Here is a 14061-nt window from a genome sequence, read left to right on the forward strand (position 1 = left end):
GATCACCGATCCCGGCCGCGACCAAGGCAAATGCTTTAAAATTACCGAAATGTCTGCCTTTGACACTGAAAAATGGGCCGAGCACGCCATCAACGCCATCCTCCGCAACGCTTCGCACGAGGAGGCGCTGTCTTTTTTACCATTGATCTATGCCTACGCCATGCAAACCGATGCCACCACTGCAGTGGGCAATACCCTTGCCCAAGCCGAAGAGGGCAAGCAAGCCATCACCAACGCCACCCAGACCTTGGCGGTGTGCTTTGCCTCAGTTTTCTTTAAACTTCCGTTTGAAGAGCTGCTGGCCGTTACCCAGCCGTTACTCAATTGTTGTTCGATTTACCTCACCCCTGGTCAGCACGATCTGTGCGATCCTATCATGAACAACCCCAACCAATATATCGAGGAACCCTCGACCTTTTTCACCTTGAAACGGGAGGGGTTTAAACTGCATACCGATTTTTTTATGAACGCCGCCAAGCGGTATTTAATCGATTACCTGCGCAAGCAGGACAATCGGTAATGCAACTGAGGTGGCACTATACTCCAAATATTCCCTACGCTATTCATCAAGTTATTCGTGGAAAAATAGCCAGTTTGCAAGAGTTAAAAACGATTTATGGCGTAAAAGATTTGTATGAATTGACAGAGATTCTTTTGATTGATCAATATAACGAAGTATTGCTGTGCAATCATAGTTCAAGGCAAAACTGATTAGGCTGTTTCGGCATTTAAAATTTTGCAAGTTAAAATGTGGGGCTGACAAATTGTTTAGATAGGAACTAAGCGTTATGGCACTTATGGAAGACCAATTAACGATCAAAGTGGGCGGTGATTTTAGCGATTTTTTAAAAGAATCCCATAAAAGCCAATCGGTGCTGGATCGACTGTTTGCGACGGGTCAGCGTCATTTGTCTACGCAAGGCGAAGCCATTTCCCGCCTTAATGAGTCGCTACGAACGAGACAAGTTGCTATCGATAAAGGGTTGCAACGTCTATTTGAAAACGATAAAGCCTTTAACGCTTTAAAGCAAAGCAGTGCCCAAGCGCAGCAGCACTATATTGCGAAACTTAAACAACATCACGTGCAAGAAAACCGCTATTTTATACCCAGCGGTCAGCCGCAAGGGCAAAATGAAGGAGGGTTCAAAAATCTGGGAAAAGCCGTGGCAAATTTTGTAATTCTTGACGGAAAATCTAAAACAGCCAGTCGTTTCCAGGAAAAGAATACGTCATTGCCCGGAACATCTCCTGGTGCTAAGGTAAAGGAGCAGGGGATTTCGTTCTTTGATCAATTGTTAACCCAAGCGAACACGCCCCTTTCTGCGCAAGAACGTACGAAAGTTTATGAGCATTTATCGGATTTGCATCGACGTTTAAACGAAAGTCCAGACAAGTTAACCCCAGCTGAAAAGAATGCTTTGGCACAATTCCCTAAAATAGGGGGTCAAGATAGCACGTTGCATTTTCTTCAACACACCTCGTTGGAAGGTTTTATAGAACGTTTGCTTGCGGCGTCCTCACGGTACGGGCAAGTGTTGACGGTGGATAGCAAGCAAAAACAAAAGACATTGGAGCCGCTGTTTCAATCCGCTTTGTTTACCAAAGCGGTGCTATCGGGCAAGTCGGCGTCTGCAACGGTTTCGTCCCGTTTGCCATCTCAGCCTGGGCAAGAAAAACTCTTGCCAGAAAAGACACGAGCGGTAATCGAAACGTTTGCAGAACATGCGCCGCAAGCGGGGCAATTTTTTGACGCGTTAAGTCATTTTTTAGACCGACACGATGAAATGGCCGTTACAATTGAACACTTGGCTAAGCTTGAGCAATTGTTAAGTGGGGTAAACCCAAGCGCGCAGGCTCGTGCTGCTTCGTCTGTTAATCGCCCGACTGTGGGAACGCCGTTTCTGCCTGTAAAGACGCTGCAATCGGCTCAGACTCAATTGGCGCGCTTTTATCGTAAAAAACTTGGACAGTGCCAGGTTCTTCTTTGCCAGGTTTTTGGAATGAAGGCATCCATGGGGCTAATTTTGGTAATAGGGGGGATACCGGCGCGATTGCAACGTTTCGTGAACTCGCAAAAAATAAAGGCCAAAGGAAAGGGAGAGAAAATTTTGTGCTTCGCACCGCACACACCCAACGCATTCCAACAGGACGGACATCCACTCTGCATGAGCAGGTAAGCAATCAGGAACTCGATCGTAGAATACAGAAAGTATATACAATTCTTACGACCGATAAAAAATATGGCTTTGTGTTAACACCACAACAAGCCACCGGCATGATTGCCAACCTACTGGGTGAAAACCGCACGTTAGACGTGCATCAATTCGGGGATAGGGGGCATGCTTTGGGGATCGCTCAATGGAGGGATGATGGAACTCCAAAAAGACAAAAAATATTTAAAGAGGCTTTTCATCACGATATGCGCTTGTCATCTTTAGAGGAACAAGCTCGCTTCATTTTATATGAATTGGCTCATAAAGAAAGCCATGCAAAAAAAGAAATTATGAAGACACGAACCGTTAAAGAGGCTGTTGATTCAGCTGTTGAAAAATACGAAAGACCTCAGTCTCCATCAAAGGATAAAGCAATAAGAGAGAAAAATATACCGCGGGTACAAGAAGCATTGCAGCACTTAGGACGACAGGTGTATTTGGATCGAAAACGTGATGTTGCCTTGTATACAAAAAGGGATGTATCCAATACCAAGCAGCCTTCTATGACCACCAACCACGTATCCATTGTGGTGAATGCACCGCATGCCAATGCCCATGAGGTGGCAGAGCGTTTAGAGGATCATTTTCGTAACTTAAACGTTGCCGGTGTAAGCGCGGTGGGATGAATGAAATGTGCGTACAAAACAAACGCCATGCAAGGGATTTGTTTATTGAGCGTTTGGAACCAAATGGTAAAGCGCATACTCTTGGTTTTTATACAAGAGATCGCCTTGGTGGCAATTTAACAATTTTAATGCTGGAACATTATTTTCTTCCTTATTGTCGGCTTTTACAAAGCCGATTGTTTTGGGATAGCATGTTCCATCTTGTTTACAATACGATACAGGTTCCTCTTGATAGAAAGTGATTTTGGCGATGACTAAATCCTTAACGATGGTTCCCGCGCTGATCATAAAAAAAGCATTGTTCATGAGGGCAACGGTTTGCAATGCCACCGCTTGACAAGAAGGGGACTGGGCGAAACTTTGAGGGTAAAAGAGATTCATCAATAACCCAAGAACGAGATATTTTTTCAATGAACTATTCCTTATAAACGCAGGATAGGCAAAGCCATAAAATTTTTCTTGCAGCATATTAAGAGTAAATTTCACGCAAAACGTAATCAAAGCTCGTATCATCTTGAAAGGATATGTCGCCTACCACACAGTTGAGGAACCGCACTGTGGGAATATTTTTCGTTACCATTTTGGTGTCATTATTCCACACGCTAATTCTGTAAGGATAGCAATTTCCGCCATGTTGACAAACGTAACTATTATGGGTTTCTTTATCCACTCTTAAGGTTGTCACTCCTCCTAGTGTTGAGCCTTTGGCCATAAAGTTACTAGGTTCTTCCATTGCTGCAACGTCTTGTAGAAAAACAATTTGACATGCATCGTCATCTTCCACTCGTTTTGCCCATGTGTTTGTAGTACTTAATATACAGATCATACCGACACATAACCATTTTAACATTGTTATTTCCTTTACGTTTTAAGAACGATCCATTCTTAAGCAAAACATTATGGGATGGGTTGCAGGTCGTAAACAGGTTCACCTTGGTTAGCATCGTCGTTGGATGCCACGTGGACAAGTTTGCAATTCAGTAATTTGAGCGCAGGCGCTTTTGTTTGTATGATTTTGGAAGGGGTACCCTCAGCATTTAGTTCACCCCCAACGATATCAAGTGTATAGAGGTAACAATAGCCATTGGCTTGGCATAAAGTTTCGTAATAATCTTCTTTATACGCCATCACAATGGATAAATTATCAATGATGGTCCCTTTACTGACTATATTTCTAGAATCATTGATTGCTATGGTATCGTGCAAGGCAATGGCTTTACACGATAGGGCTTGCGCAAAAGAGGGGCTTAACAAAAAAACAGCCATTAGCCCCGTAAAAACCCAGTATTTCATCGTTTCACTCCGTTTACTGAAGGAAAAAACAATTTAAAAATTGTTTAAGGATCAAGCAATCGTCTAATCGTAACGTCAACGTCTTCATACGAAATGTTTCCAACATGGCAATCAATCAGAGCAATGGCGGGAATATTGGACGTTGTTTTATGGGTTTGGGCATCCCAATAATTGATCGTGTAGGGATAGCAACCACTTCTACTTGCACAAAGGGACATTGCATTGGTTTTTTTATCGGTATAAAGCGACGTAAGATCTGTAATGATGGTTCCAGGGGTTATTAACCTTTCGGTGTAACCGTTTGCAAACAAATTGTGCAGCACGACCCCTTTGCAGCCTGTCTCTTGCGCGTGGGCAATTGCGGGTAAAATCAACAGCATTAGACTTAAGATAATGTGCTTTGCCATATTGATCGCTCCTTTACCCAAAGAATATTTTTTCATGCTTGGATAAACAAGAAAAGGTTTGGACTTCACTTGATTTTTACCGTTTGAAATAATGTAAGTTTTACTTACCTTAAAAAGGGTTGTCTCGATCCGCTCACAGGCCGCTTCAACAAAGTAGAGGCCTTACCCAACGTCATTTTCACCATTAATACATGGATAACGGGTAGAATAATGAAATTACAGCTTACATTATTTAAAAGCTTTTCGGGCAAAGAAGGCAAAAGAAACGTTTTTCCTAGCAAGAACAAAGAACCTTCAAATCCTTCAAACGAAGGCGATGGGGCACTTTAGGCAAGGGTGATGATGGTGTGAAAACACCGAAAGAAACGATGAAGACAAAAGAAAAACCAAAGTCAGCATCATCCGATTTGAATGATGTAAGCTCTTGGTACACTGCAAGGTGACTTCATATCCCACACTCAAAGACCTATTTAACGAGGTACATGATTCATTCAAAGCATTTCTTGATATTTAACACATAAACCATGCTAAAAAATGGAAGAACAGCTTACATTATTTAAAACTAACAATAATGCGACGCCTAAATTTTTTGCTTTTTCCATCATAAAAACCAGACTTATAACACTTCCCCTTGATAAGCCAAACCTAGAGAGTTGGGCGATTATAGAACGATGAGGTTAAACACATAACCAAGATCGGTATGGGGGCTCATCCTTTAAAAACCAACGTTAAAATTTTTTAATATATGATCGTTTGAGACCTCAACTGTTTGACGCCAATTTACCCTCATATCTTAAGGTAAGGTAAGACTATGAGAGGGGATTTTATAGGAGTCAAAGCAATGTATATGCCTCTATAGACGAGTACCACTAGTTGATTTACGAAATTTAAGAAAAAAGGCTGAGAATGACAACGTATTATGCAGGGTAACGCCTTTATTTAGACCACTAAAAACGAGTTAATTTCGTTCATTAAATTAAGACCCATCTTAGCCGATGGGTTTTAAAAATGATATCAATACTGTTTTTTATAAATTATAGAGACTGAAACTTTACCAAAGTTTAAGTTCTTGTGTTTTTATCTGGTCACATTATGCAACTATAATATTAACTGATATTTGAAAATAAATCAATAAATTTTTAAATATTTTAGATCATTAACGAAAAAAATCTTAATGTTTATTTTTTTAAGAGAACCTATTATGAAAAATTTATTTAATAAAACTTTAAAAAATGTCTTGATTGTTGGGACAATAATAAGCTCAGCAGCACTTTCCCATAACGCACTATATGCACAAACCACAGATTATGCGACCATAGCAAATAAATACAAAGCCGATGCAAAACAAGACTAATGCATTCGAACCTTTTATAATTCTGACTTAATTGGAATTGGTGACTGTACTGGTCAAGGAGGAGCAACCGATTACACGTCGATGAGGCTCTGGAAAGCTGAAAAACAGTCAAATGGATATTATTTATTAAAAAATAAATACAGAAAAGATGCAGTTAAAGGGGAATGTTTAAGAACATTTAATGGAAACAATAAAGTGGAGTTCGGAGATTGTACCGCGAAGGGGGGTCCTCTTGATTACACCTCGATGAGACTTTGGAGTATTGTTGAAAATGGTAATTATGCCCTTTTGAATAATAAATTTAAGCAAGATGCTCAAACGCAAAGCTGTATACGAACCTTCAACACCGATAATTCGATTTCAATCGGTGACTGTACTGGTAAAGGAGGCGCAACCGATTATACCTCTATGAGGTTGTGGACATCGGATGCATTTCCTTTTGCTAAACCCTGGGGGCCGACGGGTATAGTAGGAATACCCTATACTCTGCCAAATGTACCACAATCTGGGTTTGATCAGATATCTTTTCCGATTAAGGTGCAAACCTCTCCCCAAGCAGCAGGCTTTTATTATGCGATGCAATACCAATTTATGAATGGAAATTCAGCATATATCGGTTTACAGCCAACAGGAAAAGATACAGGATCAGCTGTATTCTCTGCATTTGGAAGTGGGGTAACCCCCATAGATACGAATTGTACGGGATCGGCGGATGGTGGGGCAGGTTCTAGTTGTTCAAAAACGATAAATTTAATTTTTGGTCATACGTATAATGTAACGGTCAAAAGAGATGCTACAAATCAAAAAATATGGAGAGGTTATGTCAAGGATACTGTAACGGGAGACACCAATGAAATAGGAGCGTGGCAACCCAAAGACGGCTCAAAAGGACTTTTAGCTTCTAATTTGGGTTTTGTGGAATACTACCCACAAATTAATGCATGTTCAAAAATACCCTCTACCCAAGTTTTCTTTGGTCCTCCAACAGCCAATTCAACAGTGTCAGGAACGCTTGCAACCCCTTATACCTATGGCAAATGCAAGACCCTTGTTGAGTTTAATACTCAGAAAAGTGGCACTGGCTGGAACATCAGTGTGAAAGGAAAAAGTAATCAATAAACGTTGTATCGTTGTTTAGGCAGCTATGTTGCGGTGATGCGGGGCGAAACTTAAGAGATTATAAGTTTATGAAGTTAAAGGATACTCATACAAGAATGTAAAAAAACTCTATAGGTTTACGTTTTCACTAATCTCTGAATGGTAAAACCCTCATCCCCAAAATAGCAAAGGAATAACGACGATATTTATTTGATTTAAAAGCCATTATTTTGGTGGGACTGTATAGGATGTTTGTCATTCCTTAATCCCACCCATCTAAGGGCTATAGGCTTGGCACTTTAAGTAAAATTTTGAGAACAAACAACCCCTTCAGGACTAGAGGGGATCGATCCCTTTGGGTTGAATAATTCAGTACAGAAGACGGCAGCCCTTGAAATTATACCCTATCCTTTACATCAGTATCATATGGACTTCGTTTTTTTTAATCTAAAAATTATGTATCGTATAATGGGTAAGTGACATTTGTGCGCAGAGCGTAATGTTATGTTTACGTCAAAAATCATCAAGATAGATACACGAGGGATTTTGCGTTGTTTGTTCTTGGCGTATTGGTTATGCTTGCAACCTATTTAAGGTGGACCATGCACACAGAGAACGAAACCATAACAATTTAAGATGAATAATATGATGGTTGCGGGTCATTTTCAATGCACCAAGCAAGCAAGGAGTAACGATGAAAAAAATTTTTAAGATAATAAGTATTGTACTTGGGGTTTTGATTTTAGCGGGTGCGCTGTGGTGGTTTTTTGGGCGTAATTCGAATGCGCTGTGGCACATTGTCGATCAAGAGTGCGTGCCCAATCAACAAAAAAACGGCAATCCATCCCCATGCATTAAAGTTGATTTAGAACAACATTACGTGTTGTTTAAAGACAGTGCGGGTCCTGATCAAGATTTGGTAATGCCGACCGATAAGATCAGTGGCATTGAAAGCCCAATATTGCAAACGGACCGAGCATATCCTTATTTTTCTGACGCTTGGGATAATCGTTCTCATCTGTCCGTTGAGGCGGGCAAACCCCTCAAAGATCAGTGGATTGCCTTGGCAATTAATTCGAAATACGGTCGTTCTCAAAATCAATTGCATATCCATGTCGCCTGCTTGCGTCAGGATGTGTATAACGTGCTGAATGAAGAAGCACAGAGTTTGGATCAAGATTGGAAACCTCTGGCAAAAAAATTAGTGGGTCATCAGTACCTAGCAAGAAAATTGGCAGGAACGGATTTAACCAAAGAAGATCCTTTTCATTTATTAAATCGTTATGCCGTTGAACATGGGGATGCCATTGGCGATTATGGGTTGGCGTTGACGGTAAATGCACAAGGGGAAATTATTTTGTTGGCGACGCGTCTCAATCTGTTAAGCCTTGATTTAGGTTCGGCCAGCGAGATTCAAGATCACCAGTGTGCGGTTGCCAAGTAATTAAAAACAACGCCGTCTAATGGTTTTAATTGCATCTATGCACTCGGTCTTTTGATAAAACGGGGGCATTTTCGGTTTCCATTAGGAGAGCGATATTTTTGGTGTTTTGCGTGGGCACACGGTTTAAACCATCGTTTATCGCCCCCGTCATTTGGGTTTATTGCATACTGAATGAAACCTTTATACATTATAACCCTTATTTTTTCCTATTTTAAACAGCAAGTTCCCCCTCGTGCATGTTGCAAAATGAGTGGGGAGTGAACGAAATTACTTAAGCTAAAATACTCAAGTAATTTTATCCATCGACTGTTTGGTTTCGTTCCATATGGGATGAAACCGTTTATACACCATAATCCTTAATTTTTTCCTATTTTGAACAGCAAGTTCCCCCTCGTGCATGTTGCAAAATGCGTGGGGGGTGAACGAAATTATTTACGCTAAAACACTCAAGTAATTTTATTCGTGTGCCATGGTTTGTGCACGTCACAACGCCGTCTTAGGGCGTTGTAACTTTATCCGATGCAATAGATGGCATGATTTATTTTTGTTTTTAACGAAAGCGCTTTGGATCAGGCGACAAATTTAAAAACAAAAATGGTCAGGCTTCATTTAGATCATACATTTTAATCTAAAAGTGATTTTACCATTATAATTTTAATGAGGAGTTTTCATTATGAATACGAAAAACAATGCGCATTTAAGTTCAACACCCATCCCTGGTTCTTCCATTTTAAATAAAAAACCAACGACACCCGTGGTAGGAAGTGCCAAAGGAGTGAATGCTTACTATTTTGTGGATGAGGCGGGTGGATATTTTGTGAAAATGAAGAGCACATTTACGGTACCGAGTATTCCAACCGATACTTCAGGAAGTTATTTAATCCTTTTGTGGATGGGGATAACTGGTTATAAAGGAGGACTGCTTCGCCCCGTTCTTGTTTTTGATAGCAATCGTTCGACTTGGTATGCGCAAACCATGGCTTCCGCTACTACGGGTAGTGGCATCCCTGATCAAAAAGGAACCGCTTTCGATGTTTCTTCAGGTACCGAATTAACAGGTGTGATTGAATTTACAGGTCAAACCGCTGCGGGGCAATACAATTATAAAATCTCTTTTGAAGGCCATCCCGACGAGACCAGTTGTACCCAAATATTGGATTATCCCGCTATTTTTTCATATCTAGAGATTGAACCTTATAGTGTTACCAATCAAGATCAATTTCCCGAAGAAGGTAGCTTCGACTTCACACCCATAGACGTGTATACAAATCATGGTCAAGTTACCAACCCACGTTGGGAATCCGATAATCCTAAGGTTCTTATTTCAAGCAACTGGGTCTCGTTACCGTATTGGAACGGGCTGGCTTAATTGGAAAATTCTCTTGAATTTTAAGTAGCGTATAAAAACTGGCTTAAAGATAAAAACAAAATAGAGCTGGGTAAGAACGTCATCGTTTAACATTAAGGGTTAATGCGTTAAGAAAAAAACCCATAGAAGAATACGGAACGAAAACAAAATACCAGTCTATTTTACACGCATAACCTCTAGGAAAGCAGTGCAAATAGATAATCATGTGTTTCTTTACATAGGATAGGCTGAAAAGAGTTTTTGGTCGTTCGCCACGTTCCCTTTTTGGCTTATCTGCTTTGAGGGGTACGGGGCTCTTTCAATGCGCGACATGGTTTGGATTTAACCAAGACGTTCTTACTTTACATCCATCACCCATCCAATTCTTGGGCTAGGATTTATTTTAGCCTATCAAGAAAGATTGTATACTTTACACCATCCTTAATTTTTAATTCCAAGTGACGCCTTGCAAGACGGTTTTTGTTTTTAACCTTATCCTCATGGAAAAACGGATAAGGTTAGAAACTTAAAACATTGGGTTTAAGTTTTTTTAATTCCATTCAAAAAAATTGTATCAACACGCTATTAACCTCAGGATATGTATTTATGGATACACAAAAGAATAATTCCCTATCAGGTTTGATTTCTAACCCTAGTACAAATAAAAAACAAAAATCAAATAAAATAGAAAGTTTTAATAGAATTAGTGCACATTATTACTTGTCGGATAATGACTATTTCATGATGTTAAAAACCATGTTAACCGTGCCTAGTATCCCAAAAGATACAACAGGAAATTATAAATTGTATTTGTTTCCAGCTCTGCAAGCACGTACTGGCGGCATCCTTAAACCTATGCTTTTCTTTGATAGTAATCGCTCCTCTTGGTTTCTTCGCACCTTAGCTTCGGCTCCTTCGGGTAGTAGCGTCCCTCATCAACAAGGGGTTGATTATGCTATTCCCGAAGGGACAGAAGTAACGGCTGTTATAAAATTAATCAAACAAACCACTTCAGGACTTTATACGTATAAAGTGTATTTTGAAGACTATCCTGAGGAGACCAGTTGTAAGCAAACCTGGAATGATCCTGCAAGTTTTGCTTTTGAGGTATTTGAGCCTGATTCTGTTACTAAAGAGGCTCAATACCCAGAAGAACGTTTCTTTATTATGGCGGATATTGAATTGATTACGAATCATGGTCTTGCACGAGAGGGATTATGGGAAACATACGACTTTAATGTGCATTATCTCACTAATAATAGTATTACATTTGGGCCTCTATAAAAGAGATTGACACAACTAGAAGATAACTTGTTTGACTGATGGCTCAAAAGTTAAATAAGTCTATTTTAGAAATGATCTAGTATTACACCCTCAAAATCTAATGCTCGATGCTATAAAACTTATAAAAACATAATGAACTATTGAAAGCTTATTGATTTTTGATCACAGCAAGCACCCAAATTCTTGGTTTTTGTCGACCCATGCTTTAGCTCCATCTGGGGACAGCGCTCCTATTCAAAATGGTGAGGAATACGGGGTTCCTGTGCGAACAGAGCTCACCGGGGTTATCGAACTTACCCACGTAGCCGATGAAGCGTATACCTACAAAGTGTACTTTGAGGGCTATCCCGAAGCGACCAGTTGTTCACAAACTTGGAATCTCCCTGCGGACAAAGTTCTTCAATATATTGAACCGTATGGTGTTACCAATCGTGACCAATTCCCACAAGAGGATGCATTTATCATAAAGGACATTTAATTGTTACGAATGAGGGCACGCTTACGGTGGTGAACTGAAAATCTGACAATTCTAAAGTTCTATGCACAACGAAAACCGTGACGCTGCCTTATGCTGCTGCGCTACCTTAGCCAGAGGAGGATTCAAAAATTTGGTAGGTCTTGTGAGGAAACGGAATATATCGTGAAAGCAGCGGTACCGTTAGGCTTTGCGCTTGGTTCTTATTACACCACAACGCCTATCCAATACTACCCACCAAAAAAATATACCTTGTTTTTGAATAAGAAACGCAGGGTAAATCTATCCTGACGTGCCGTTGTTTTAACCCTTTGTTGCCCTTACCAAGAGAATACATTCTTGCAACCCTAGGCCGTCATGATATCGGACAGCGTTTTATTCAATCTTTATGAAAAAAAGGGTGGACTAGAAAGCAAAACTTTAGGGTTAATTTCATTGATTCATTTAAGAAAATTTTATTAACACACTATTAATCTCAGGACATTTAATTATGAATACAAAAACTAATTCTTTAAAATCAACGCCCTCTATCGGTCATTTAATGTCGAATCAAAAACAGCGAGGGGGTGCGCTTAATAGCGCCAATGGATGTAGTGGCCATTGTTATCTTACCGAATCTGATGAATATTTTGTAAAATTGAAAACGACGTTTACGGTGCCAAATATTCCTGTCGATACATCCATAAATTATGAATTGTATCTATGGCCGGGAATTCAATCCGCTAAAGGGGGCGTCCTTCAACCCGTTCTTGCCTTTCATAGCACCTATCCTTCTTGGTTTTTGCATACGTATGCGATTGCTCCAAAGGGTAGTGGTACCCCCCATTAACAAGGGGCGGATTATGATGTCGCCGTGGGAACGGAATTAACGGGTATAGTGGAGTTAACGCATAAAACCGATACCTCTTATACCTATAAAGTCTTTTTTGAAGGCTATCCCGAGGAAACCAGTTGTTCGCAAACCTGGGAGGTTCCTCCCGTTGAAGCGTATCAGATCATTGAACCTTGGTTTATTATGAAACGTGATCAATTTCCACAAGAAGACACGTTGGTGATGAAGGATATTCTATTAGTGACCAATAAGGGCACGTTAATAGACGCTAATTGGCAATCTTATAATTCCAAAGTCGTGTGCACCAGCAAAACCGTGACACTGCCGTATTGGAATGGGCTGGCATAATTAGGAAACGCTTAAAAATTCTTAATGATGGGTGGCGTTGTGATGATACAGAACATATCTTGAACACATTGGCTTGCCTTACCTTTTTATCTTGATTTTAGTACAGCTCAAAGCCCCTATCGATTATATCGGATAAAAAACATAGAGTATTCTCATTGATGCAATATCAAGAAACGCAGGGGAAGTGTTTGTAACGCATCCCTGTTTTAATACTCTATTCCCCTTGCCCAGGGGTTAAACGTTTAAAACCATATCGAATAATGATCCCCAATAGCGTTTATCCCATCTTTTTATAGGGAGTGGTAATCTCACGCTGCCATCAATGTGGCAAAGGAGGATCAGCAGGGTATGTTTTAATTCTAACCCCATCCTCATTGAAAAAAGGATGGGGTTAGAAACCAAAAAACTCAGGATTAAAATCTCCAATTTATTTTAAACAAAACTATAGTAACATTTAAGGACCGTATATTTATGGATACAAAACACAATAATTCACCATCAACCCCTGTTTCAGCACCTGAAATTCTTAATTCAAAGCAAGGAAACAATACGCCAACACCTGCTGCGTCGGTGATCGCCTATTATCGTCTGGCCTCGCGCGATGAATATGTCGTAAAAATGAGAAACACCTTTACGGTGCCCAGCATCCCTACTGATTTAACACAAGAAATAGTGCTGAATTTGTGGCCTGGGCTCGAATCGGGTGCTGGCGGTCTCCTTAAAGTTAGATTGGTTTTTGATAACAGCAAGCACCCAAATTCTTGGTTTTTGTCTACCCATGCGTTTCCTCCGTCTGGGGACAGCGCTCCTGTTCAAAATGGCGAAGAATACGAAGTTCCTGTAGGGACAGAGCTCACGGGGGTTATCGAACTTACCCACGTAGCCGATGAAGCGTATACCTACAAAGTTTACTTTGAAGGCTATCCCGAAGCGACCAGTTGTTCACAAACTTGGAATCTCCCTGCGGACAAAGTTCTTCAGTATATTGAACCTTCTGGGGTTACAAATCGTAACCAATTTCCACAAGAGGATGCGTTTATCATAAAGGATATTTTAGTTGTTACGAATGAGGGTACGCTTACAGTGCTGAACTGGAACTCCGATAACTCTGAAGTTGTATGCACAACAAAAACCGTGACCTTGCCTTATTCTGCTGCGCTGGCCTAGTCAGGCGAGGATTCAAAAATTTGGTAGGCTTTGTGATGACACGCAATATATCTTTGAAAGCAGCGGTACCGTTAGGCTTTGCGCTTTGCGCTTGGTTCGTGTTACGCCACAACGCCTATTCCATACTACCCACCAAAAAAATTACATATTTTTTTGAGTAAGAAACGCAGGG

17 protein-coding genes are annotated in these 14061 nt (G+C 40.4%); 13 read left to right on the forward strand and 4 right to left on the reverse strand.

Annotated elements, in window-relative coordinates:
* The 4 genes from AABE15_RS04275 to AABE15_RS04290 all read left to right on the forward strand — a co-directional run.
* Nucleotides 1-520, forward strand: a 520-nt coding sequence (locus tag AABE15_RS04275) for a hypothetical protein (RefSeq protein WP_338330043.1), incomplete at its 5' end; no start/stop codon positions are given.
* A complete protein-coding gene (locus AABE15_RS04280; protein WP_338330044.1) occupies nucleotides 520-711 on the forward strand; it encodes a hypothetical protein in 192 nt (63 codons plus the stop codon). The genes AABE15_RS04275 and AABE15_RS04280, both read left to right, overlap by 1 nt.
* 77 nt (nucleotides 712-788) lie before the next feature.
* On the forward strand, nucleotides 789-2177 hold the full coding sequence (locus AABE15_RS04285; protein WP_338330045.1) for a hypothetical protein: 1389 nt from the start codon (nucleotides 789-791) through the stop codon (nucleotides 2175-2177).
* Entirely contained in the window at nucleotides 2111-2839 is a 729-nt protein-coding gene (locus AABE15_RS04290; protein WP_338330046.1) for a phage tail tip lysozyme, read from the forward strand. The genes AABE15_RS04285 and AABE15_RS04290 overlap by 67 nt, the downstream gene beginning before the upstream one ends.
* Nucleotides 2840-2881: 42 nt before the next feature.
* Here AABE15_RS04290 and AABE15_RS04295 read toward each other — a convergent pair whose 3' ends face one another.
* The 4 genes from AABE15_RS04295 to AABE15_RS04310 are packed head-to-tail and all read right to left on the reverse strand — an operon-like array spanning nucleotide 2882 to nucleotide 4539.
* Entirely contained in the window at nucleotides 2882-3250 is a 369-nt protein-coding gene (locus AABE15_RS04295; protein ID WP_338330047.1) for a hypothetical protein, read from the reverse strand.
* Nucleotides 3251-3308: 58 nt separating this feature from the next.
* Complete coding sequence (locus tag AABE15_RS04300) at nucleotides 3309-3689, reverse strand: hypothetical protein (RefSeq protein WP_338330048.1); 381 nt, start codon at nucleotides 3687-3689, stop codon at nucleotides 3309-3311.
* Between the two features lie 47 nt (nucleotides 3690-3736).
* Nucleotides 3737-4132: a hypothetical protein gene (locus AABE15_RS04305; RefSeq protein ID WP_338330049.1), complete on the reverse strand. Its 396-nt coding sequence runs from the start codon at nucleotides 4130-4132 to the stop codon at nucleotides 3737-3739.
* Between the two features lie 44 nt (nucleotides 4133-4176).
* Nucleotides 4177-4539, reverse strand: coding sequence for a hypothetical protein (locus tag AABE15_RS04310; protein WP_338330050.1), 363 nt, complete (start codon nucleotides 4537-4539; stop codon nucleotides 4177-4179).
* 1201 nt (nucleotides 4540-5740) lie between these two features.
* Between AABE15_RS04310 and AABE15_RS04315 the strand changes: the two genes are divergently transcribed.
* From AABE15_RS04315 to AABE15_RS04355, 9 genes are all read left to right on the forward strand, one after another.
* Entirely contained in the window at nucleotides 5741-5893 is a 153-nt protein-coding gene (locus AABE15_RS04315) for a hypothetical protein (RefSeq protein WP_338330051.1), read from the forward strand.
* An 81-nt stretch (nucleotides 5894-5974) separates the two neighbouring features.
* On the forward strand, nucleotides 5975-7012 hold the full coding sequence (locus AABE15_RS04320) for a hypothetical protein (RefSeq protein ID WP_338330052.1): 1038 nt from the start codon (nucleotides 5975-5977) through the stop codon (nucleotides 7010-7012).
* A gap of 673 nt (nucleotides 7013-7685) precedes the next feature.
* Nucleotides 7686-8435 carry a CDP-diacylglycerol diphosphatase gene (locus tag AABE15_RS04325; protein WP_338330053.1) on the forward strand — a complete coding sequence of 250 codons (750 nt, stop codon included), beginning with the start codon at nucleotides 7686-7688 and terminating at the stop codon, nucleotides 8433-8435.
* Nucleotides 8436-9108: 673 nt separating this feature from the next.
* On the forward strand, nucleotides 9109-9804 hold the full coding sequence (locus AABE15_RS04330) for a hypothetical protein (RefSeq protein WP_338330054.1): 696 nt from the start codon (nucleotides 9109-9111) through the stop codon (nucleotides 9802-9804).
* A gap of 585 nt (nucleotides 9805-10389) precedes the next feature.
* Nucleotides 10390-11067: a hypothetical protein gene (locus AABE15_RS04335; protein WP_338330055.1), complete on the forward strand. Its 678-nt coding sequence runs from the start codon at nucleotides 10390-10392 to the stop codon at nucleotides 11065-11067.
* Between the two features lie 151 nt (nucleotides 11068-11218).
* The gene (locus AABE15_RS04340) at nucleotides 11219-11545 is read left to right on the forward strand and encodes a hypothetical protein (protein ID WP_338330056.1); all 327 of its coding nucleotides are present in this window, start codon (nucleotides 11219-11221) and stop codon (nucleotides 11543-11545) included.
* 487 nt (nucleotides 11546-12032) lie between these two features.
* Nucleotides 12033-12371: a hypothetical protein gene (locus tag AABE15_RS04345; protein ID WP_338330057.1), complete on the forward strand. Its 339-nt coding sequence runs from the start codon at nucleotides 12033-12035 to the stop codon at nucleotides 12369-12371.
* A 24-nt stretch (nucleotides 12372-12395) separates the two neighbouring features.
* On the forward strand, nucleotides 12396-12722 hold the full coding sequence (locus AABE15_RS04350; protein ID WP_338330058.1) for a hypothetical protein: 327 nt from the start codon (nucleotides 12396-12398) through the stop codon (nucleotides 12720-12722).
* Nucleotides 12723-13193: 471 nt separating this feature from the next.
* On the forward strand, nucleotides 13194-13889 hold the full coding sequence (locus AABE15_RS04355) for a hypothetical protein (RefSeq protein WP_338330059.1): 696 nt from the start codon (nucleotides 13194-13196) through the stop codon (nucleotides 13887-13889).
* The last annotated feature ends 172 nt before the right edge of the window (nucleotides 13890-14061 follow it).

Source organism: Commensalibacter sp. Nvir, assembly GCF_963921845.1.
Taxonomy (GTDB): domain Bacteria; phylum Pseudomonadota; class Alphaproteobacteria; order Acetobacterales; family Acetobacteraceae; genus Commensalibacter.

What these genes read in the sequence shown, in the direction of transcription:
- AABE15_RS04280 (WP_338330044.1), top strand. Translation starts at nt 520, where the DNA reads ATGCAACTGAGGTGGCACTATACTCCAAATATTCCCTACGCTATTCAT.
- AABE15_RS04285 (WP_338330045.1), top strand. Translation starts at nt 789, where the DNA reads ATGGCACTTATGGAAGACCAATTAACGATCAAAGTGGGCGGTGATTTT.
- AABE15_RS04300 (WP_338330048.1), bottom strand. Translation starts at nt 3,689, where the DNA reads ATGTTAAAATGGTTATGTGTCGGTATGATCTGTATATTAAGTACTACA.
- AABE15_RS04305 (WP_338330049.1), bottom strand. Translation starts at nt 4,132, where the DNA reads ATGAAATACTGGGTTTTTACGGGGCTAATGGCTGTTTTTTTGTTAAGC.
- AABE15_RS04310 (WP_338330050.1), bottom strand. Translation starts at nt 4,539, where the DNA reads ATGGCAAAGCACATTATCTTAAGTCTAATGCTGTTGATTTTACCCGCA.
- AABE15_RS04315 (WP_338330051.1), top strand. Translation starts at nt 5,741, where the DNA reads ATGAAAAATTTATTTAATAAAACTTTAAAAAATGTCTTGATTGTTGGG.
- AABE15_RS04320 (WP_338330052.1), top strand. Translation starts at nt 5,975, where the DNA reads ATGAGGCTCTGGAAAGCTGAAAAACAGTCAAATGGATATTATTTATTA.
- AABE15_RS04325 (WP_338330053.1), top strand. Translation starts at nt 7,686, where the DNA reads ATGAAAAAAATTTTTAAGATAATAAGTATTGTACTTGGGGTTTTGATT.
- AABE15_RS04330 (WP_338330054.1), top strand. Translation starts at nt 9,109, where the DNA reads ATGAATACGAAAAACAATGCGCATTTAAGTTCAACACCCATCCCTGGT.
- AABE15_RS04335 (WP_338330055.1), top strand. Translation starts at nt 10,390, where the DNA reads ATGGATACACAAAAGAATAATTCCCTATCAGGTTTGATTTCTAACCCT.
- AABE15_RS04345 (WP_338330057.1), top strand. Translation starts at nt 12,033, where the DNA reads ATGAATACAAAAACTAATTCTTTAAAATCAACGCCCTCTATCGGTCAT.
- AABE15_RS04355 (WP_338330059.1), top strand. Translation starts at nt 13,194, where the DNA reads ATGGATACAAAACACAATAATTCACCATCAACCCCTGTTTCAGCACCT.